Source organism: Pseudomonas aphyarum, from assembly GCF_028657055.1.
GTDB classification, from domain to species: domain Bacteria; phylum Pseudomonadota; class Gammaproteobacteria; order Pseudomonadales; family Pseudomonadaceae; genus Aquipseudomonas; species Aquipseudomonas aphyarum.
On record NZ_JAMDGS010000001.1, the window covers coordinates 285320 to 304518 of the forward strand.

The 19199-nt window shown below is 61.6% G+C and carries 18 protein-coding genes; 11 read left to right on the forward strand and 7 right to left on the reverse strand.

Features of this window, described 5'->3' with window-relative positions; translation table 11 throughout:
* The first annotated feature begins 42 nt into the window (after positions 1-42).
* Positions 43-1311 carry a threonine synthase gene (locus tag M5G18_RS01355; protein WP_273896906.1) on the forward strand — a complete coding sequence of 423 codons (1269 nt, stop codon included), beginning with the start codon at positions 43-45 and terminating at the stop codon, positions 1309-1311.
* Positions 1308-2546, forward strand: coding sequence for a serine hydroxymethyltransferase (gene glyA, locus M5G18_RS01360; protein WP_273896907.1), 1239 nt, complete (start codon positions 1308-1310; stop codon positions 2544-2546). The genes M5G18_RS01355 and glyA overlap by 4 nt, the downstream gene beginning before the upstream one ends.
* 16 nt (positions 2547-2562) lie before the next feature.
* On the opposite strand, the gene M5G18_RS01365 is transcribed toward glyA, so the two are convergent.
* Positions 2563-2862 carry a hypothetical protein gene (locus tag M5G18_RS01365; RefSeq protein ID WP_273896908.1) on the reverse strand — a complete coding sequence of 100 codons (300 nt, stop codon included), beginning with the start codon at positions 2860-2862 and terminating at the stop codon, positions 2563-2565.
* 81 nt (positions 2863-2943) lie between these two features.
* The gene (locus M5G18_RS01370) at positions 2944-3714 is read right to left on the reverse strand and encodes an AraC family transcriptional regulator (protein WP_262160765.1); all 771 of its coding nucleotides are present in this window, start codon (positions 3712-3714) and stop codon (positions 2944-2946) included.
* 239 nt (positions 3715-3953) lie between these two features.
* Between M5G18_RS01370 and M5G18_RS01375 the strand changes: the two genes are divergently transcribed.
* The 5 genes from M5G18_RS01375 (at position 3954) to M5G18_RS01395 (ending at position 10459) form a co-directional block, all read left to right on the forward strand.
* On the forward strand, positions 3954-5585 hold the full coding sequence (locus tag M5G18_RS01375; RefSeq protein ID WP_273896909.1) for an APC family permease: 1632 nt from the start codon (positions 3954-3956) through the stop codon (positions 5583-5585).
* A 22-nt stretch (positions 5586-5607) separates the two neighbouring features.
* Positions 5608-6534: a 4-hydroxyproline epimerase gene (locus M5G18_RS01380; protein WP_273896910.1), complete on the forward strand. Its 927-nt coding sequence runs from the start codon at positions 5608-5610 to the stop codon at positions 6532-6534.
* Between the two features lie 55 nt (positions 6535-6589).
* Positions 6590-7537: a dihydrodipicolinate synthase family protein gene (locus M5G18_RS01385; RefSeq protein WP_273896911.1), complete on the forward strand. Its 948-nt coding sequence runs from the start codon at positions 6590-6592 to the stop codon at positions 7535-7537.
* Positions 7538-7617: 80 nt separating this feature from the next.
* A complete protein-coding gene (locus tag M5G18_RS01390; protein ID WP_273896912.1) occupies positions 7618-9210 on the forward strand; it encodes an aldehyde dehydrogenase (NADP(+)) in 1593 nt (530 codons plus the stop codon).
* Complete coding sequence (locus tag M5G18_RS01395) at positions 9200-10459, forward strand: NAD(P)/FAD-dependent oxidoreductase (protein WP_273896913.1); 1260 nt, start codon at positions 9200-9202, stop codon at positions 10457-10459. Before M5G18_RS01390 ends, M5G18_RS01395 begins: the two co-directional genes overlap by 11 nt.
* Before the next feature lie 166 nt (positions 10460-10625).
* Here the strand turns inward: M5G18_RS01395 and M5G18_RS01400 are convergent, their stop codons facing one another.
* Positions 10626-11072 (reverse strand): hypothetical protein, encoded by a 447-nt coding sequence (locus M5G18_RS01400; protein WP_273896914.1) that lies wholly within the window; start codon positions 11070-11072, stop codon positions 10626-10628.
* A 121-nt stretch (positions 11073-11193) separates the two neighbouring features.
* Positions 11194-12075: a LysR family transcriptional regulator gene (locus tag M5G18_RS01405; RefSeq protein ID WP_273896915.1), complete on the reverse strand. Its 882-nt coding sequence runs from the start codon at positions 12073-12075 to the stop codon at positions 11194-11196.
* A 126-nt stretch (positions 12076-12201) separates the two neighbouring features.
* On the opposite strand from M5G18_RS01405, the gene M5G18_RS01410 reads away from it, so the two are divergent.
* Positions 12202-13191: a zinc-dependent alcohol dehydrogenase family protein gene (locus tag M5G18_RS01410; RefSeq protein ID WP_273896916.1), complete on the forward strand. Its 990-nt coding sequence runs from the start codon at positions 12202-12204 to the stop codon at positions 13189-13191.
* 88 nt (positions 13192-13279) lie between these two features.
* Here the strand turns inward: M5G18_RS01410 and ycaC are convergent, their stop codons facing one another.
* Positions 13280-13912, reverse strand: coding sequence for an isochorismate family cysteine hydrolase YcaC (gene ycaC, locus M5G18_RS01415; protein ID WP_007958138.1), 633 nt, complete (start codon positions 13910-13912; stop codon positions 13280-13282).
* Between the two features lie 220 nt (positions 13913-14132).
* Here ycaC and M5G18_RS01420 point away from each other — a divergent pair, with 220 nt between their 5' ends.
* From M5G18_RS01420 to M5G18_RS01430, 3 genes are all read left to right on the forward strand, one after another.
* Entirely contained in the window at positions 14133-15734 is a 1602-nt protein-coding gene (locus M5G18_RS01420) for a sensor domain-containing diguanylate cyclase (RefSeq protein ID WP_273896917.1), read from the forward strand.
* Positions 15735-15839: 105 nt separating this feature from the next.
* A complete protein-coding gene (msrA, locus tag M5G18_RS01425) occupies positions 15840-16346 on the forward strand; it encodes a peptide-methionine (S)-S-oxide reductase MsrA (RefSeq protein WP_221399463.1) in 507 nt (168 codons plus the stop codon).
* A gap of 81 nt (positions 16347-16427) precedes the next feature.
* Positions 16428-17000 (forward strand): eCIS core domain-containing protein, encoded by a 573-nt coding sequence (locus M5G18_RS01430; protein ID WP_420793302.1) that lies wholly within the window; start codon positions 16428-16430, stop codon positions 16998-17000.
* A gap of 15 nt (positions 17001-17015) precedes the next feature.
* Here the strand turns inward: M5G18_RS01430 and M5G18_RS01435 are convergent, their stop codons facing one another.
* Both M5G18_RS01435 and gabP read right to left on the reverse strand, forming a co-directional pair.
* Positions 17016-17462: a GNAT family N-acetyltransferase gene (locus M5G18_RS01435; protein ID WP_273896918.1), complete on the reverse strand. Its 447-nt coding sequence runs from the start codon at positions 17460-17462 to the stop codon at positions 17016-17018.
* Positions 17463-17527: 65 nt separating this feature from the next.
* Positions 17528-18934, reverse strand: coding sequence for a GABA permease (gabP, locus tag M5G18_RS01440; protein ID WP_273896919.1), 1407 nt, complete (start codon positions 18932-18934; stop codon positions 17528-17530).
* Positions 18935-19199 lie beyond the last annotated feature (265 nt).

Below are 19199 nucleotides of genomic sequence, written 5' to 3' on the forward strand. Positions count from 1 at the left end.
GGCAGGGAATGCACCCGCACAGCGTACTTCCAGGGGATGGCCGTGAAGAATTCGTACAGAGAGTATGTGTTGCAGTGCCTGGTGTGCGACCGCAGCTACCAGCCGCACGAGGTCAGTTATTTCTGCCCTCATTGCAAAGTCGATGGTGCCCTTGACGCGCTTTACGATTACCCGACGCTCAGACGCGAATGGCCCAAAGAAAGCCTGGCCCATCATCAGGCCCGTGGCATGTGGCGCTATGACCGACTGATGCCGTTGAGCTCGACGCAGTTCATTCCGCCGCTACTGGTGGGCAATACGCCGCTGTACGCGCCGATCGATCTGCTCGGCAAAGGCTCGCGGATCAAGGTCTTGATCAAGGATGAATCGCGCCAGCCCACCGGTTCGCTGAAGGATCGCGCCAGTGCATTGGCCGTTGCTCACGCCATGCAGTCCGGTGCGCGCACCGTGGCGGTGGCCAGCACCGGCAACGCGGCCTCGGCACTGGCCGGAATGAGTGCCAGCCTGGGCCTGCACAACGTGATCTACCTGCCCCGAAGCGCACCCCGTGAAAAGCGCGCGCAGATGCAGGGCTACGGCGCCGAAATCGTGCTGGTCGACGGCCAATACGACGAAGCCTTCGAGCAATGCCTCAACGCCTGTGAACGCTACGGCTGGTACAACCGCACCACCGGGATCAATTCGTACATGAGCGAAGGCAAGAAAACCGTCGCCTTCGAGATCTGCGAGCAACTGCACTGGCAGGTGCCGGACCTGGTGTTCGTGCCCGTCGGCAATGGCTGCATTCTGGGCTCGGTCTACAAGGGTTTCTTCGATCTGCTGCAACTTGGCTGGATCGAGCGCATCCCGCGCCTGATCGGTGTGCAGGCCGAGCAGAGCAACTTCATGTACCGGGCGTGGCGCAGCGATCAGCCGATGCAGCAGACCGAACGCATCGCCCCCACCAGTCTGGCCAGCAGCATCAACGTGGCGCTGCCCCGCGACCGGCTCAAGGCCATGCGCGCGGTGACCGCCAGCGAGGGCGAATTCATGTGTGTCAGTGACGCGAGCATCGTCGCCGCCGCATCGAAGCTTGCCGCCAGCACCGGCGTGTTTCCCGAAGCCGGCGCCGCCAGTGCCTTCGCCGGCCTGCTGAAGTACGCCGAACAACACCCCGACACCGCGCAAACCGCCGTGATCCTGATCACCGGCAGCGGCTTGAAAGACACCTCCATTTTTCTCTCCGACACGGCCGCGAGCCCGTCACGTGTGTTCCCCCATCACGTGCCGGTCACGCTGACCGAAACGCTTGCACAAGGAATCACCGCATGAGCCTGCAAAATTTCGACCCCGCCATTGCCCGCCTGATCGACCGCGAACGCAACCGTCAGGAAACCCACCTGGAACTGATCGCCTCGGAAAACTACGTCAGCGAAGAAGTGCTCCAGGCCCAGGGCTCGCTGCTCACCAACAAGTACGCCGAAGGCTATCCGGGCCGGCGCTATTACGGCGGCTGCAAGGTCGTCGACGAGATCGAAAACCTGGCCATCGAGCGCGCCCGCAAGCTGTTCGGTTGCGAGTACGTCAATGTCCAGCCGCACTCCGGTTCACAGGCCAATCAGGCGGTGTTCCTGGCGGTGCTTGAGCCCGGCGACAGGATTCTGGGCATGTCCCTGGCCCACGGCGGGCACCTGACCCACGGTGCCTCGGTGAATTTCTCCGGTAAGTTTTTCCAGGCGTTCACCTATGGGCTGGAGAAGGACAGCGAAACCCTCGACTACGAAGCAATGGAAGCCCTGGCCCGCGAACACCGGCCGAAGATGATCATCGCCGGCGCGTCAGCGTATTCGCGCGTCATCGACTTCCCGCGCTTTCGCAAGATCTGCGATGAAATCGGCGCCTACCTGATGGTCGACATGGCCCACTACGCCGGGCTGATCGCGGCGGGCGTGTACCCGTCGCCGGTGGGTATCGCCGACTTTATAACCTCGACCACCCACAAGACCCTGCGCGGCCCGCGTGGCGGCCTGATTCTGGCCAAGGCCGAATACGCCGCCGTGCTCGACAAGACGATCTTCCCGGTTTATCAGGGCGGACCGCTGATGCACGTGATCGCCGCCAAGGCCGTGGCGTTCAACGAGGCGCTGGGCGACGAGTTCAAGCATTACCAGCAACGGGTGATCAACAATGCCCGGACCATGGCCGATGTGCTGACCCGACGCGGATTGCGCGTGGTGTCCGGCGGCACCGACTGCCATATGTTCCTGCTCGATCTGCGCGCGATGAACATCACCGGCAAGGACGCCGAGGCCCTGCTGGAAAGCGCTCACATCACGTTGAACAAGAACGCGATCCCCGATGATCCGCAGAAACCGGCGATCACCAGCGGCATCCGCATCGGCACGCCGGCACTGACCACTCGCGGTTTCGGTGAAGCCGAATGCGCCGAAGTGGCCAACCTGATCGCCGACCTGCTGGAGCAACCGGACAACACCGCGCGGGTGGAAAACATCCGCCGTCGGGTAATGCACCTGTGCGAATGCTTTCCGGTGTACCTGCTGACGTGAGGAAAAGCCCGGCCGCTCAGTTCTTGCACTTGGCCAACACCACCTGACAGGTGTCGGGCGTGCCACCGGAGCGGCCGGCATAACGGATGCAGTTGTTCAGGGATTTCTGCCGGGCGATGTTCAAGGATGAACCCCAGGCCAGCCCGCCCTCGCCCACCGTGGGCAACGCCTTGGCATAACAACTGTCGCCGACGCCGGAGGCCGGATATCGGTTCTTGGCCGCCCGACTGGAGCAGCCAGCGGTCAGCACCAGACTGACGGCAATCAGGCTTGGCAGGATCCATGACGAGCATTGGCACAACCGCTTTGTGCTCATCGCGTTTCCTCTGCCGCAAGGCCTTTCATGTGATGGAGGTGCATGTCCCTTTGAGTCTAGTCGTGACGAACCGAAAGCGGCTCAACGTTCCGTCGCCTGCCGATACTGACGTGGGGTGAACCCGGTCGATGCCTTGAACTGGCGAGTGAAAGCGCTGTGATCGGTGTAGCCGCATTGCAGCGCCACCTCGGTGATCGGCAGCTCGGTGTGCAACAGGCGATGGGCATGTTCCAGCCGCACTTTCTGAATCATCTGCCTCGGCGTCAGGTGGAACACCCGTTTGCAGTAGCGCTCCAGTTGCGCGACCGAAATACCGGCGATCCGGGTCAGTTCGCCCAAGGTGACACGCCGATTGAAATGCGCGCGGATGTGTTCGTCGACCGCCGCCAGGCGCTGGAACGCTGGGTGGGTTTCGCTGGCCGATTGCAGGTCCACCGAAATCCCCGCGAGGCCGATGATCTCGCCGTCACGGTTGTACAGCGGACGCTTGTGCGTCAGGCACCAGCCCGGTTCGCGACTGCCGTACAGGTGCAGTTCCAGCTGATCCTCCAGCACGAAGCCTTCTTCCAGCACTCGCCGATCCTGCTCGGTATAACCCGGCCCCAGTTGCGCCGGAAACACCTGCGCACTGGTTTTGCCGAGTAGCGGTTTCAGGTCTTTCAGCCCACAGCGCTGCACCAGCGTGCGATTAGCCAGGACGTACCGCGCCTGCACATCCTTGATGAAGATCGCCGCGTTCGGAATCGCGTCCAGCATCGGCAACAGCGGTGCCACGCCGCCCAGCAGTGCGTCGAGGGTATGCGGCCGATGGCGCTCATCGCCCTGACAGAGGATCGCAAACGCGTTCTGCATGTGAAGGTCTTCCCCGGTGAGTGGATCGGCCTGAAAACGTGCCCGCCCTGAGGCGTGCGCGTGCAGATTGCAGCAACGTTTGCGGCGTGTCGAGCGCCGCTGCTTTTCTTCGCAACTGTGCCGATTTCGTCATCCGGAGCTGCGCAAAACATCAATCGCCCGCCGCCTGATGAGTTCACTGTTTAGCCGTTCCAGTGACTCACACCTGCCTATCCAATAACTCACAAGAAGGCGATGCCATGTCAGGCCAAGGCAAGTTCAAAAAACAACTTTCATTGATCGACCTCACCTTTATCGGGCTGGGGGCGATCTTCGGTTCCGGCTGGTTGTTCGCGGCCAGTCACGTGTCGGCGATTGCCGGGCCGGCGGGGATTTTTTCCTGGTTGCTGGGCGGGTTTGCCGTGTTGCTGCTGGGCATCGTCTACTGCGAACTGGGCGCGGCATTGCCCCGTGCTGGCGGTGTGGTGCGCTACCCGGTTTACAGCCACGGGCCGCTGCTCGGTTACCTGATGGGTTTCATCACGCTGATCGCGTTTTCCAGCCTCGTGGCGATCGAGGTGGTTGCTTCGCGCCAATACGCGGCGGCCTGGTTTCCGAGCCTGACCAAGGCCGGCAGCGGTGATCCGACCCTGCTCGGCTGGCTGGTGCAGTTCGGCCTGCTGTGCGTGTTCTTCCTGCTCAACTACCGCAGCGTGAAGACCTTCGCCAAGGCCAACAACCTAGTTAGCGTGTTCAAGTTCATCGTGCCGCTGCTGGTGATCGGCGTACTGTTCACCTTCTTCAAACCGGAAAACTTTCAGGTCCAAGGCTTCGCGCCTTTCGGACTCTCGGGCATCGAGATGGCTGTCTCTGCCGGCGGCGTGATCTTCGCCTACCTCGGCCTGACCCCGATCATCTCGGTGGCCAGCGAAGTGAAAAATCCCCAGCGCACGATTCCGATTGCGCTGATCCTGTCAGTGCTGCTCTCCACCGCGATCTACGTGTTACTGCAAATCGCCTTCCTCGGCGGCATCCCGACCGAATTGCTCGCCAATGGCTGGGCCGGGGTTTCCAAGGAATTCGCCCTGCCGTACCGCGACATCGCCCTGGCACTGGGCGTGGGCTGGCTGGCCTATCTGGTCGTCGCCGACGCGGTGATCTCCCCCAGCGGCTGCGGCAACATCTACATGAACGCCACGCCTCGGGTGATCTACGGCTGGGCGCAGACCGGCACCTTTTTCAAGGTCTTCACCCACATCGACGCGAAGTCCGGCATCCCGCGTCCGGCGCTGTGGCTGACCTTCGCCCTGTCGGTGTTCTGGACCCTGCCGTTCCCGTCCTGGGAAGCGCTGATCAACGTGGTGTCCGCCGCGCTGGTGCTGAGCTATGCCGTCGCCCCGGTGACCGTCGCCGCCCTGCGTCGCAATGCACCCGACATGCCGCGCCCGTTCCGGGTCAAGTGCATGGGCGTGCTGGGGCCGGTGTCGTTCATCATCGCTGCGCTGATCGTTTACTGGTCGGGCTGGAACACCGTGTCCTGGCTGCTCGGCCTGCAAATCCTGATGTTCGTCGTCTACCTGCTCTGCGGCCGCTTCGTGCCGACCGCCCACCTCAGCCTGTCCCGGCAAGTGCGCTCGTCGGCGTGGCTGATCGCGTTCTACGCGGTGACCATCGTCCTGTCGAAACTCGGCACCTTCGGCGGTCTGGGCATCCTCACCCATCCGTTCGACACCCTGGTCGTCGCAGCCTGTGCGATGGGCATTTATTACTGGGGCGCGGCCACCGGCGTACCGGCGCATCTGCTGCGTCTGGAATCGGAAGAGGATGAAAGCGAAGTCGCTTCGCCGTCCCCTGCCTCCGCCGCCAATCCACGCACTGCCGGCGCTTACTGAAATCACTCAACGGGACCTGTCCATGAAACGAGTACACGTCATTGATTCCCATACCGGCGGCGAGCCCACGCGTCTGGTGATGAAAGGTTTTCCCGACCTGCCGGGCCGCACCATGGCCGAGAAACGCGACGCCCTGCGCAACCAGCATGACCAATGGCGCCGCGCCTGTCTGCTGGAACCGCGCGGCAACGATGTGCTGGTGGGCGCGCTGTATTGCGAGCCGGTGTCGCCGGACGCCACCTGCGGGGTGATCTTCTTCAACAACGCCGGTTACCTCGGCATGTGCGGCCACGGCACCATCGGCCTCGTTGCATCGCTGCAACATCTGGGGTTGATCGCACCGGGCGTGCACAAGATCGACACCCCGGTCGGCCCGGTCAGCGCCACGCTGCATGAAGACGGCGCCGTGACCCTGGGCAACGTGCCCGCCTATCGCTCGCGCAAGCAGGTGGCAGTGGAGGTGCCGGGATACGGCCGCTTCCTCGGTGACGTGGCCTATGGCGGCAACTGGTTTTTCCTGGTCTCCGAACACGGCCAGATGCTGACGATGGACAACGTCGAAACCCTGACCGACCTCACCTGGAAAATGCTCAAGGCCCTCGAAGAACAAGGCATCCATGGCGAGGACGGCGCGGTCATCGACCACATCGAACTGTTCGCCGATGACGCCAAGGCCGACAGCCGCAACTTCGTCATGTGTCCCGGCAAAGCCTACGACCGCTCCCCTTGCGGCACCGGCACCAGCGCCAAACTGGCGTGCCTGGCCGCTGACGAAAAACTCGCGCCGGGCGAGCGCTGGGTGCAGGCAAGCATCACCGGCAGCCAGTTCGAAGGCCGCTTCGAATGGGAAGGCGAGCGCATCCGCCCCTACATCACCGGTCGCGCCCACATGACCGCCGACAGCACGTTGCTGATCGACGAAACCGATCCGTTCGCGTGGGGCATCTGAGCCGCTGCGCTGTTTTTTCAAACCCCTCTGAAAGACCGTTCCAAGGAGAACAATAATGAGCGACAACATCTTCACCGGCTGCATGCCCGCCCTGATGACCCCGTGCACCGCCGCGCGCAAACCGGACTTCGATGCGCTGGTGGCCAAGGGTCGCGAGCTGATCGACATCGGCATGAGCGCGGTCGTGTATTGCGGCTCCATGGGTGACTGGCCTTTGCTCACCGAAGCCGAGCGTCAGGAAGGCGTGGCGCGGCTGGTGGCCGCCGGCATTCCGACCATCGTCGGCACCGGCGCGGTCAACACCCGTGAAGCGGTGTCCCACGCGGCTCATGCGGCGAAAGTCGGCGCACAGGGCTTGATGGTGATTCCTCGGGTGCTGTCCCGTGGCGCTTCGGCGGCAGCGCAAAAAGCCCACTTCGCGGCGATTCTGCAAGCCGCGCCAAACCTGCCGGCGGTGATCTACAACAGCCCTTACTACGGCTTCGCCACCCGCGCCGACCTGTTCTTCGAACTGCGCCGTGAATACCCGAACCTGATCGGCTTCAAGGAATTCGGCGGTGGCGCCGACCTGCGCTACGCCGCTGAAAACATCACCTCCAAGGATGATGCCGTGACCTTGATGGTCGGTGTCGACACCCAGGTCGTGCACGGTTTCGTCAACTGCAACGCCACCGGCGCCATCACCGGCATCGGCAACGCCCTGCCCCGCGAAGTGCTGCAACTGGTGGCCCTGAGCAAGCAGGCGGCCAAAGGTGACGCCAAGGCCCGGCGTCAGGCCCGCGAGCTGGAATCGGCGCTGGCGGTGCTGTCGTCCTTCGACGAAGGCACGGACCTGGTGCTGTATTACAAACACCTGATGGTGCTCAACGGCGACAAGGAATACAGCCTGCATTTCAACGAAACCGATGCCTTGAGCGACTCGCAACGCCGTTACGCGGAAGCCCAGTACACGCTGTTCCGTCACTGGTACGAAAACTGGTCGGCGGAACAGAACTTCGCCTGACCTGCCGCTGCGCTCAAGCCCGCCGCCACCCACGGCGGCGGGCCTTATTCGTGACCTGCTTTATTGATAAGGAATGCGCCATGACTCTGACGGGCCAACTGCTGATCGGTCAGCAAACCCTTACCGGCGACCGCGACGTCATCCACGGGATCAACCCCGCCACCAACTCGCCTTTGGAACCGGGTTACGCCGGCGGCTCTGCCGAGCATGTCGAGCAGGCCTGCGCACTGGCCTGGGCCGCACTCGACCGTTATCGCGAGACATCGCTCGAGGCACGGGCCGAATTCATTGAAACCATCGCGGGCGAAATCGAAGCCCTCGGTGATGAACTGATCGATCGCGCCATGGCCGAAACCGGCCTGCCGCGTCCGCGCCTGCTGGGAGAACGGGGCCGCACCTGCCAGCAACTGCGCTTGTTTGCCCGCACCGTGCGGGCCGGTGAATGGCTGGATGTGCGAGTCGACAGCGCGCAACCGCAGCGCCAGCCGATGCCGCGTTCGGATCTGCGTCAGCGGCAGATTCCACTGGGCCCGGTGGCGGTGTTTGGCGCAAGCAACTTTCCACTGGCGTTCTCGGTGGCCGGTGGCGATACCGCTTCAGCGCTGGCCGCCGGCTGCCCGGTGATCGTCAAGGCCCACGGCGCCCATCCCGGCACTAGCGAACTGATTGGTCGCGCCGTTGCGCGGGCGGTCAAGGCCTGTGGTTTGCCGGAAGGTGTGTTCTCGTTGCTCTATGGCTCGGGCCGCGAAGTGGGGATTGCGCTGGTCAGCGATCCACGGATCAAGGCGGTCGGCTTCACCGGTTCGCGCAGTGGCGGGCTCGCGCTGATCAAAGCGGCACAAGCCCGGCCAGAGCCGATTCCGGTGTACGCGGAAATGAGTTCGATCAACCCGGTGTTGCTGTTTCCGGCAGCGTTGCAGAATCGCGCCGAGGCGTTGGCCCAAGGTTTTGTGGCTTCGCTGACACTGGGTGCCGGTCAGTTCTGCACCAACCCCGGTCTGGTCATCGCCCACAAGAGTCCAGCGCTGGACGCCTTCATTGGCGCCACCACCGAACTGATCCAGCGCAGCCCCGCGCAGACCATGCTGACGCCGGGGATCTTCAATGCCTACGAATCCAGCGTGAATGCACTCGCGGAAAATGCCCGGGCGCGTATTGCCGCGGTCGGCCAGCGAGCAACGGATACGAATCAGGGCCAGGCCCATGTGTTCGTCACCGACGCCGCCGACTTCCTCGCCGATCATTCGTTGCAGGCCGAAGCCTTTGGCGCCGCGTCCTTGATCGTGCAATGCGCCAGCGACGCTGAAATCCGTCAGGTGCTCGAACAGCTGGAAGGCCAACTGACCGCCACGCTGCATCTCGATGACGAGGATCTGGAACAGGCCCGCGCATTGCTGCCAACCCTGGAGCGCAAGGCCGGACGCCTGCTGGTCAACGGCTGGCCGACCGGCGTTGAAGTCTGCGATGCGATGGTGCATGGCGGGCCGTTCCCGGCCACTTCCGATTCGCGCACCACCTCGGTGGGCACCGCGGCGATCCTGCGTTTCCTGCGCCCGGTCTGCTATCAGGACTTCCCCGACAGCCTGCTGCCGACCGCGCTCAAACACGCCAATCCACTGTCGCTGCGTCGCTTGCTCGATGGCCAAAGGGAAACCGCGAAAAATGCCGAATAACCCGCACGACATCGCCGTGGTCGGCGCCGGCATCATCGGCGTCGCCAGTGCCCTGCGCCTGGCCCGTCAAGGTTTGCGGGTGGTGGTGATCGACCCGCAGGAACCCGGCCACGGCGCCTCGTTCGGCAACGCCGGGCACCTGGCGACCGAGCAAGTGTTTCCGATTGCCGACCGCTCGATCCTCAAACGCCTGCCGGCCATGCTCATGGACCCGATGGGCCCGCTGCGCCTGGACTGGAAATACCTGCCCCGGGCCCTGCCCTGGTTTGCGCGGCTGTTGCTGAACCTGCGCTCGGCGCCCTTTCAACGCACCGTTGCCGGGTTGCGGGCGCTGAATGAAAGCTCGCTCGATGCCTGGCAGCGCTTGCTTCATGACATCCAGCGCCCCGACCTGCTGAAGATGGAAGGTTCGCTGCTGGTGTTCGAACGCCCCGACTCGCGCCCGGCCCTCGAAGCATTGCAGCGACGCATGCAACAGCAACAGGTGCCGGTCGATTGGTGGCAGGCCGGGGCGGTACGCGAGACCGCGCCGCAACTCAGCGAACAGATTCAGGGCGGACTGTTTTTCCCGAACACCGGGCATTTCATCGATCCCTACCGCGTCGTGCGTGAGTTGGTCGAGGCGGCGAAAGCCAGCGGCGTGCAGTTTGTGAAGCAGGCGGTTCAGGGCGGGCAACTGCATGAGCATGGCGTCAATCTGGCGACAGAGACCGGCGCCCTGTCCGCTCGCCAGGTACTGATCGCCTGCGGCGCCCACTCGGCCAAACTCACCGCCGCACTCACCGGCAAAAAAGTCCCGCTGGACACCGAGCGCGGCTATCACCTGATGCTGCCTCACGAACACAACCGACTGCCCTTCCCCGTTACCTCGCTGGAACGCAAATTCATCATGACCCCGATGTCCGAAGGTCTGCGCCTGGCCGGCACCGTCGAATTCGCCGGCCTCGAAGCACCACCGACCATGGCTCGCGCGTGGCAGTTGCATCGGTTGAGCAAGGGGTTGTTTCGTGAGGAGTTGAGTGTCGAAGCAGCCACACCGTGGATGGGGTTCCGGCCGTCGCTGCCGGATTCGTTGCCGGTGATCGATCGGGTGTGTGACGGGAGAGTGTTGCTTGCTTTTGGGCACCAGCATCTGGGGCTGACGCAGGCGGCGGTGACGGCGGAGATGGTTGGGGGGATGGTTTTGCCGACTGTGGGTCAGATTCGCGCTCGACCAACCATTGAACCCTATCGACTGGATCGCTTTTGAGCGTCTTTCTGCTGGTTTCCGACATCTGGCGGCCGGGGTATGACAGCGGACGGATCGTTTTCCTGACATAGATCCGTCCTGCCGCCGCTCCCCTTTTACATTTGATCTCTATCTGTACAAAACAATGAGGTTATTAAGAACCATCGAGAAAATTCGAACCCCATCATCAAACCTTGAAAACGATAGATAGAATTTCGTTCAGAATTTTCAATCGGTTTTTCAACCACTTCGGTAACCATTTCTCCAGGATGCTCTCAAGACTGTCCTTGCCTGTTTTTGCAGCTGATGCCGCTGCCGTATCGTGCTCATCTGCATCCATGGCTGCGTACCGCACCTCTCCCGGAACATCGCCGTCCACCACCTCGATATTGTCAATAACAAACATCAGTTCCCCAACCAGTGCATCTTCGATCTCGGGCTCCAGTTGGGCAAATGCGTTCGCAATCGCAACTTTTGCAGATGAAGACCTCAGGCGATCAATGACTTTGCGCGAGGTTTCTCTTAGACCTCCGTCATCGCGCAGGTGTTTTCGTTCGATCACAGTGATTCCGTGATCAACCAAAGCTTCAACATGCTTGATAAAAACTATGTAGACATCGGCTGACGTATCCACGAATTTCGTCCTCGTTGTTTTTCAACCTGCAGCCATTTGGACATCCTGCCGGGTTACGGAAGCTTAGACATCAGTTGATGCACAACGAGAAATAGCGCCAGACGGTAGGTCTGAATGGTGGCTACCCAAACACCCCCCGCACAAAATCAATAAAACTCCTCAACTTCGGCGTCAGCCGCCGGTCCGGCGCATACAACAGATTCATCGGCGAAACCGGCACCTTGTACTGCGGCAGCAGACTCACCAGCGTCCCGCTTCTCAGCGAATCCTTGACCAGCTCCAGCGGCAACATCACCACCCCCAGACCCGCCACTGCCCCGGACAGCAACGGATCACCCTGATTAATCGTCAATCGGCTTTTAATCGGTACGTCGATACAGCCTTCCGGGCCTTCGAATCGCAGGTGTGAGCGGCCGTCCGAATAGGCGAACGCCAGGCATTCATGTTCCTGAAGATCCCAAGGCGTGGTGATGGGTGGGCGGCGTGCGAGGTAGGACGGCGCTGCGCACAGCACCATTTGATAGGGCATCAGCGGCAGTGCCTTCAGGCCGCAGTCGGCGAGTTCGCCGATGCGGAATACCGCGTCGTAACCGCCGTCCACCAGGTCGACCAGTTCGTTCGACAGTGTCAGGTCCACCGACACTTGCGGATAACGAACCATGTACTCCAGCAGCTTTGGCGACAGCGAACTGACGCCGAACGTGACGGGCGCGTTGATCCGCAGCCGGCCACTGGGCACGCCCCGGGTCACGGCGGCCATTTCTTCGGCGGCGTCCATGTCGGCCAGAATCAGCTTGGCCCGCTGATAGAACGTGCGGCCGAAATCCGTGAGGCTTTGCTTGCGGGTGGTGCGGTTGAGCAGCGAAACGCCCAGATGCTGCTCGAGCATTTTCACTTGCTTGCCGACCATTTGCGGGGACAGGTTGAGTTCGTCCGCCACCGCGCTGAAGGAGCCCAGCTCCACCGCTTTGACGAAGGTAGCCATGAGTGTGAGGCGATCCATTGGAAACTCGTTGTTTCTAGTGTTGCGCCATCCTAGGCCTTTATCCGGAGCAGGCCAAAGCCTAAATTGGCGTCCATGGCACCGGATCACGCCGGTGCAATTTCATCGATAAGCGAGGAAGTACAGATGGCACGCATTGTCAGGATCCATGAATACGGTGACGCGAGCGTCCTGAAACTGGAAAACGTCGACGTCCCGACACCCGCTGCGGACGAAGTGCAGATCGAGGTCAAAGCCTTTGGCCTGAATCGCGCCGAAGTGATGTTCCGCAACCACGCCTATCTGCAGGAAGCGGAGTTTCCCAGCCGGCTCGGCTACGAAGCCGCCGGTGTGGTGGTCGCGATCGGCGCCAACGTCAGCGAATTCAAGATCGGCGATACCGTCAGCCTGATTCCGCCGCTGGACATCGCGCGCTGGGGCACTTACGGCGAGCTGGCCAACGTGCCAGCCCACCTCACCGTCAAGCACCCGCAGAACCTGTCGTTTGAACAAGCGGCGGCGTCCTGGATGCAATACGTCACCGCGTGGGGTGCGCTGGTCGAACAGGCCAAATTGCAAAAGGACGATTTCGTGATCGTCACCGCCGCCTCCAGCAGCGTCGGCCTGGCAGCTTTCCAGATCGCCAAAATGGTCGGCGCCACCTCGATTGCCGTCACTCGAACCCGCGCCAAGAAACAGGCCTTGCTCGACGCCGGCGCTGCGCACGTGATCGTCAGCGACGAAGAAGACATGGTTGCAGCCGTCATGGCGCTGACCGACGGCAAAGGCGCGCGAGTGGTGTTCGATCCGGTGGGCGGCCCGTCGTTCGAACCGCTGACCCAAAGCATGGCGCGCGGCGGCATCCTGCTGGAGTACGGTGCCCTGAGCCCGGAACCGACGCCGTTCCCGCTGTTCACCGTGCTCGGCAAATGCCTGACCCTCAAGGGTTACCTCTACACGGAAATCGTCTCCGACCCGGCCATCCTGGCACGCGCCAAGGCTTTCATCGGCGACGGGCTGGCGTCCGGCGCGCTGAAACCGATCATTGCCAAGACATTCGCCCTGGATGACATTCAGGAAGCGCATCGTTTTCTTGAGGCCAATCAGCAGGTCGGGAAGATTGTCGTCACGGTTTGAGGTGACGAATCCCCTGCTCTTCTGTTTGTGGTAGAAACGACGAAAGCCTGCTTTTTTCAAAGCAGGCTTTCGTCTGTCCAGCATCCGGTTATTTCTGATGCGCCGTCAGTGCGGCATAGCCGTTCATCAAGTTGCGGTAGTTCGGGATGCGCTGGGACAGCAGGTTGCCCAGGCCTTCAATGTCGTTGCGCCAGTCGCGGTGCAGCTCGCAGGCCACCGAGAACCAGTTCATCATTTGTGCGCCAGCCTGGGTCATGCGATTCCACGCGGCTTGCTGCACGGTGGTGTTGAAGGTGCCGGAAGCGTCGGTCACTACGAATACGTCAAACCCTTCCGCCAGCGCCGACAGGGTCGGGAACGCTACGCACACATCGGTCACGACACCGGCAATGATGATCTGCTTGCGACCGGTGGCCTTGATCGCCTTGACGAAGTCTTCGTTGTCCCAGGCGTTGATCTGGCCTGGACGAGCGATGTAAGGCGCGTCCGGGAACATTTCCTTGAGTTCCGGCACCAGCGGGCCGTTCGGGCCTTGTTCGAAGCTGGTGGTGAGGATGGTCGGCAACTCGAAGAACTTGGCCAGATCGGCCAGCGCCAATACGTTGTTCTTGAACTCGTTTGGCGAGAAGTCCTGAACCAGAGAAATCAGACCGGTCTGGTGGTCGACCAGCAGAACCACGGCGTCGTCTTTGTTCAGGCGGTTGTAGGTTGGAGTGCTCATGTGTGAATCCCTTTTTAGTTGTGGAAGTGCGTTTGCGTTCAAGATGGGCACAGATTACTGACTCGCCTGAAAGCGATAAATCCTCTGAAAAGCGTTTCACCGTCAACCCAAAACGGACAATCAGCTCAAACTGCCAGGCAGTTCACACAGCCACCCCGACCTTCGCGCCTATCCTTGTCATAATGTTCGCCCGCTCAGAACGACCTCCAGGGAAATGTTGATGCCCGGACGCAATACGCAAGCGCCCACGCCAGATGAAGCACCGCGCGCGCCCCGCAAAGGCGTGAAGGCCGGCTCAACCTTTCGGCTGACCGTCAGTTTCATGCTGATGGTGGTCGTGGCCTTTCTGGCGGTCGAGAGCTGGCGGACGTGGCGTGACTATCGTTCGGTCTTCGCCTCCGCGCGTGATTCGGTGACCAACCTTGCCCGCGCCACGGCGCAGCATGCCGAGGACACCATCCGCCAGGTCGATGTGCTGACCGCCGGGCTGGCCGAGCGGGTCGAAGGCGATGGGCTGCAAAACCTGGATGTGGCGCGGATTCACAAGCTGCTCATCCAGCAGTCGAAAATCATGCCGCAGCTGCACGGTCTGTTCATTTACGGCCCGGACGGCCATTGGATCGTGACCGACAAGGAGGTCACGCCCGAGACCGCCAACAACGCCGACCGCGATTATTTCCAGTACCACCGCACCCATGAAGACCGGCGCGTGCGCATCGGTCAGGTGGTGGAGAGCCGTTCCACCCATGACCTGATCATTCCGATCTCGCGGCGCTTGAACAACCCCGACGGCTCGTTCGCCGGTGTGCTGCTGGGGACGGTCAAGGTCAGCTATTTCGTCGACTATTACGGTGACTTCCGCATCGATGACAAGGGCGCGCTGGTGCTGGCGATGCGCGACGGCACGATCCTTGTGCGCCGACCGTTCATTGCCTCGGTGGTCGGCAAAAGCCTGGCGAACAGCGAGATTTTCAAGACCTATCTGCCCAGCTCCAACCAGGGCATCGCCCAGATCAGGGCGGTGGTCGACGACACCGAACGTCTTTACGGCTATCGCGCCCTGACCACTTACCCGCTGGTGGTCGAGGCCGGTTTGTCCCGTGACTCCATCATTGCGCCGTGGCGTCAGGACCTGCTGAAAAACGGCTTTGTGCTGGTGTTCCTGATTCTGGTGCTGGCCTGTTTCGGGCTCATCGTGCTGAGCCAGTTGCGTCAGCGGATCGCGATGGAGCGAGAGATCCGCTCGGCGCACAAAACGATGCGCGACATGGCGCTGACTGACAGCCTCACCGGCCTTGGCAACCGTCGGCGCCTGGACGCGGCGCTGGCAGACGAGATTCGCCTCGCCCGGCGTCAGGGCACTTCGCTGTCGTTGATCATGCTCGATGTCGACTACTTCAAGCGTTACAACGACCAGTACGGCCATGCCGCCGGCGACGACTGTCTGATCGCGGTCGGCGACGGTATCCGCAAAGCGATCAAGCGGCCTTCGGATCTGGCCGTGCGCTATGGCGGCGAGGAGTTCACCGTGCTGCTGCCCAACACCGACAGCGCCGGGGCGATTCAGGTGGCTGAAGACATTCTGCAGACCATTCGTTCGCTGGAGCTTGAACATGCCGGGCATCCGCTGGGGTATGTCACTGCGAGTGCCGGGATTACAACGCGCTATCCGGTTGACGATGCGGTGACCCCGGCCAGTTTGCTCAAGTCGGCCGATACTTGTCTGTATCAGGCCAAGCAGCAAGGGCGGAATCGCTGGTGTTCGGCGCAGGCATCCCGGCAAATACAGCCGATTGCGGCGATGCCGCGTACGGATCGCTGAGCGAGCCCGCCCTTCACGATTTATTTACCGGCTCAACCTTGGAATCGGCCCACACTCCCTCATATCAAGGAACATCTGCGACCCATTCGAGAGGAAGGACATGCCATGACCACTCAAACCGAAACTGCCATTCTCGCCGGCGGCTGCTTCTGGGGCATGCAGGATCTGCTGCGCCGCTACCCCGGTGTGCTGCAGACGCGGGTCGGTTATTCCGGCGGCGATGTGCCGAACGCCACTTACCGCAATCATGGCAATCACGCCGAGGCCATCGAAATCGTCTTCGACCCTGCCGTGATCAGCTATCGGCAGATCCTCGAGTTTTTCTTTCAGATCCACGATCCGAGCACGCCTAACCGCCAAGGCAACGACCTCGGTCCGAGCTATCGTTCGGCGATCTATTACCTGAACGAGCAGCAACGCGATATCGCCGAAGACACTGCGGCTGATGTCGACGCATCAGGCCTGTGGCCAGGCCGGGTGGTTACCGAAATCGAACCGGCGGGGCCGTTCTGGGAAGCGGAACCGGAGCATCAGGATTACCTTGAGCGTATTCCGAACGGCTACACCTGCCACTTCATTCGCCCGAACTGGAAGCTGCCGAAACGCGGTTGAGGTCAAGCGGAGGCAGGTGCAACGCCGTCACGTTACGCCTGCCTTCTTTCTCTGGTGCGGTCTTGCGATCGAATAGCGCCCATGCCCTCCACTCTCATCAGCCTCGTCACCTGGCTTGCCCTTGTAGCGCCCGCCCAAGCTGACACCTGCCCTGCCGGCGAAAAACAAGTGTGCCTCGACAGCTGCATTTGCCTGCCGGATCCGGGACGCCTGTCTGAAGACCTCTTCCGGATCGCGGCACCCGCTCTGGCGCTGGCGTTGACCCAAGCCCACGCCGAAGCCGCCAGCTCCGACATCAAACCGATTCCCCCGCATATCCGGGAGCAACTGCTGCGCTGGTATGACCCCGGCGTCCTCGATGCTGTGCACTACAAAGTCACCAACGACGGCCAATACAACGCCGCCACGGCCATCCTGCAAAACCCGGATGTCGGTGCGGTGACGCTGATCGACATCATCCTGTTCCGCGATGCAGAGACTGCAGAACAGAACGTGGCTCTCTGGGCGCACGAACTGAAGCATGTGCAACAGTTTCAGGAATGGGGAGTCGACGGTTTTGCGCAGCGGTATACGCAGGATTTCAATGCGGTCGAGGCGCCGGCGTATGCGATACAGGGCGAGGTCAGGCGATGGCTTCGAGCAGGCGCTGAGTGATCGAGTATTCTCTGGTCAAAGCGCCTTGCGCATGAACACCCGGGCAAACCCATCTTCCGTGGCGCGATGGGTTTCGAGATAGCCGAGCTTTTTGTAGATCTCGATGTTTTCGGTCATCCGTTCGTGGGTGTACAACCGCACCGCCGCCAGCCCCTTGCCACGCGCGTGCTCTTCGCAGAACGCCATCAGCACTTTTCCCAGGCCCTTGCCCTTGTGCCGAACTGAAACGGCGACGTTGACCAGAAGCAGCTCGGTGTCTTCAGGGCTCATCACCAGCACACCGACAACCTCATCATTGTCGGCCAGGACAAACGTCTCGTTGTCCTGCAACACCTGCCGGTAATCCTCCAGCATCGGCGCAGGTTTCTTGCCGATTCTGGCGATGTAGGGCGTGTAGGCCTCAGTGACGAGTGCGGTGATGCACTCGGCATCCCGAGGTTCAGCGCGGCGGATGGTCTGCACGATGGGGCTCCGATCGAATGTCAGGCATGTCGGCTATAGTCCCACAGTTGAAGCCTGCGACACACCTAAGCCTTGCCCGCCGAGACCGCCGCCCTCGCCTGCCCATGCTGCCGCGTGGTCACCAGCCCGATAAAGGAAATCGCCAGCGCCAGGCCAATGGTCGACGTCACTTCCAGACGATGCTCGGGCGTCACCATCATCACCGCCAGCGCGGCGCAGATGAACGCGATCACCAGCCACGTCAGCCATGGAAACAGCCACATGCGAAACGTCAGCTCGACGTTCTGCCGACGCAGCATCCGGCGCATGCGCAATTGCGAAACCGCGATCACCAGATACACCAGCAACGCAATCGCGCCGGAGCTGGCGAGCAGAAACTGGAATAGCCCGGCCGGCATGAAATAGCTGAACAGCGTCACCCCGGCACCGATCACGGTGCTGGCAATCACCGCCGCCCTCGGCACGCCCGCAGCGGAGGTCACCTTCAGCGGTTGCGGAGCGTCGCCACGTCGGCCCAGCGAAAACAGCATCCGCGAAGAAATGTAGATCGAGGAATTCATGCAACTGGCCACCGCGATCAGCACGACCACATCGACGAGGAATTTGGCGTTGGGAACGTTCATCAGCTCCAGCGCGCGCTGGTAAGAGCCGACGGACGCCAGCAGCGGATCGTTCCAGGGCACCACCGAAATCACCACGAAAATCGACAGCAGATAAAACACGCCGATGCGCCAGATCACCGAACGCGTGGCCTTGGCAATGTTTTGTGCCGGGTTGCTCGATTCGGCGGCCGCGATGGTCACCGCTTCGGTCCCGATAAAACTGAACATGATGGTGATGAACGCCCCGACCACCGCCGACAAACCATTGGGCGCAAACCCGCCGTGCTCTTCCATTAACCGGCTCAAACCGCTGGCCTCACGTTCCGGAATCCAGCCCATCAACACCGAAAAACCCAGCCCGATGAACCCGATGATCGCTACCACCTTGGCCATCGCAAACCAGAACTCGAACTCGCCGTACTTGGACACGCTGAACAGGTTGGTCACCACCAGCAAAATGATCGACAACAACGCGAACAACCACGCATCGACCTGAGGAAACCACTGGTTCAAGACATGCCCGGCGGCCAGCGCTTCAATCGGAATCACCAGCACCCAGAACCACCAATACAACCAACCGATGGTGAACCCGGCCCAGCGCCCGATGGCCTGATCGGCATAGGTGGAAAACGATCCCGTGTCCGGATGGGCCACGGCCATTTCACCGAGCATGCGCATGACCAGCACGACCAGCAGACCGGAGAAGAGATAAGCGAGCAAGACGGCCGGGCCGGCGGCGGCAATGGCGTGGCCGGAGCCGACAAACAGCCCCGCACCGATGATGCCGGCAATGGAAAGCATGGTGACATGACGCGGCTTGAAGCCCTGCGCCAACTGACCGTTCGAGTCCTTCGAGTTCAGGCTATTCATTGTTTTTGTTGTTCTCTGGTGATCGACGTTTGGGCGTACTGACGACGTGTCAGGCGATCATCATTTCTTCCTGTTGCCCTGCTCCAGAGCGGCGCACCTCAAGCGCTGCAGCGTTACAAATCGGTCGGACGACGACGCAGGGCAATGAAATGATGCGTCACCTTACGTGCCTGGAGTTGATCGCAAATAGCCTGGGAGCGGCATGGGGGCGTCTGATTTCGACATGGCGGGCGGCGATCGGACTTCTGTCGGAGAGCCGATTCCT

What these genes read in the sequence shown, in the direction of transcription:
- glyA (WP_273896907.1), top strand. Translation starts at nt 1,308, where the DNA reads ATGAGCCTGCAAAATTTCGACCCCGCCATTGCCCGCCTGATCGACCGC.
- M5G18_RS01365 (WP_273896908.1), bottom strand. Translation starts at nt 2,862, where the DNA reads ATGAGCACAAAGCGGTTGTGCCAATGCTCGTCATGGATCCTGCCAAGC.
- M5G18_RS01370 (WP_262160765.1), bottom strand. Translation starts at nt 3,714, where the DNA reads ATGCAGAACGCGTTTGCGATCCTCTGTCAGGGCGATGAGCGCCATCGG.
- M5G18_RS01375 (WP_273896909.1), top strand. Translation starts at nt 3,954, where the DNA reads ATGTCAGGCCAAGGCAAGTTCAAAAAACAACTTTCATTGATCGACCTC.
- M5G18_RS01380 (WP_273896910.1), top strand. Translation starts at nt 5,608, where the DNA reads ATGAAACGAGTACACGTCATTGATTCCCATACCGGCGGCGAGCCCACG.
- M5G18_RS01385 (WP_273896911.1), top strand. Translation starts at nt 6,590, where the DNA reads ATGAGCGACAACATCTTCACCGGCTGCATGCCCGCCCTGATGACCCCG.
- M5G18_RS01390 (WP_273896912.1), top strand. Translation starts at nt 7,618, where the DNA reads ATGACTCTGACGGGCCAACTGCTGATCGGTCAGCAAACCCTTACCGGC.
- M5G18_RS01395 (WP_273896913.1), top strand. Translation starts at nt 9,200, where the DNA reads ATGCCGAATAACCCGCACGACATCGCCGTGGTCGGCGCCGGCATCATC.
- M5G18_RS01405 (WP_273896915.1), bottom strand. Translation starts at nt 12,075, where the DNA reads ATGGATCGCCTCACACTCATGGCTACCTTCGTCAAAGCGGTGGAGCTG.
- M5G18_RS01410 (WP_273896916.1), top strand. Translation starts at nt 12,202, where the DNA reads ATGGCACGCATTGTCAGGATCCATGAATACGGTGACGCGAGCGTCCTG.
- ycaC (WP_007958138.1), bottom strand. Translation starts at nt 13,912, where the DNA reads ATGAGCACTCCAACCTACAACCGCCTGAACAAAGACGACGCCGTGGTT.
- M5G18_RS01420 (WP_273896917.1), top strand. Translation starts at nt 14,133, where the DNA reads ATGCCCGGACGCAATACGCAAGCGCCCACGCCAGATGAAGCACCGCGC.
- msrA (WP_221399463.1), top strand. Translation starts at nt 15,840, where the DNA reads ATGACCACTCAAACCGAAACTGCCATTCTCGCCGGCGGCTGCTTCTGG.
- M5G18_RS01430 (WP_420793302.1), top strand. Translation starts at nt 16,428, where the DNA reads ATGCCCTCCACTCTCATCAGCCTCGTCACCTGGCTTGCCCTTGTAGCG.
- gabP (WP_273896919.1), bottom strand. Translation starts at nt 18,934, where the DNA reads ATGAATAGCCTGAACTCGAAGGACTCGAACGGTCAGTTGGCGCAGGGC.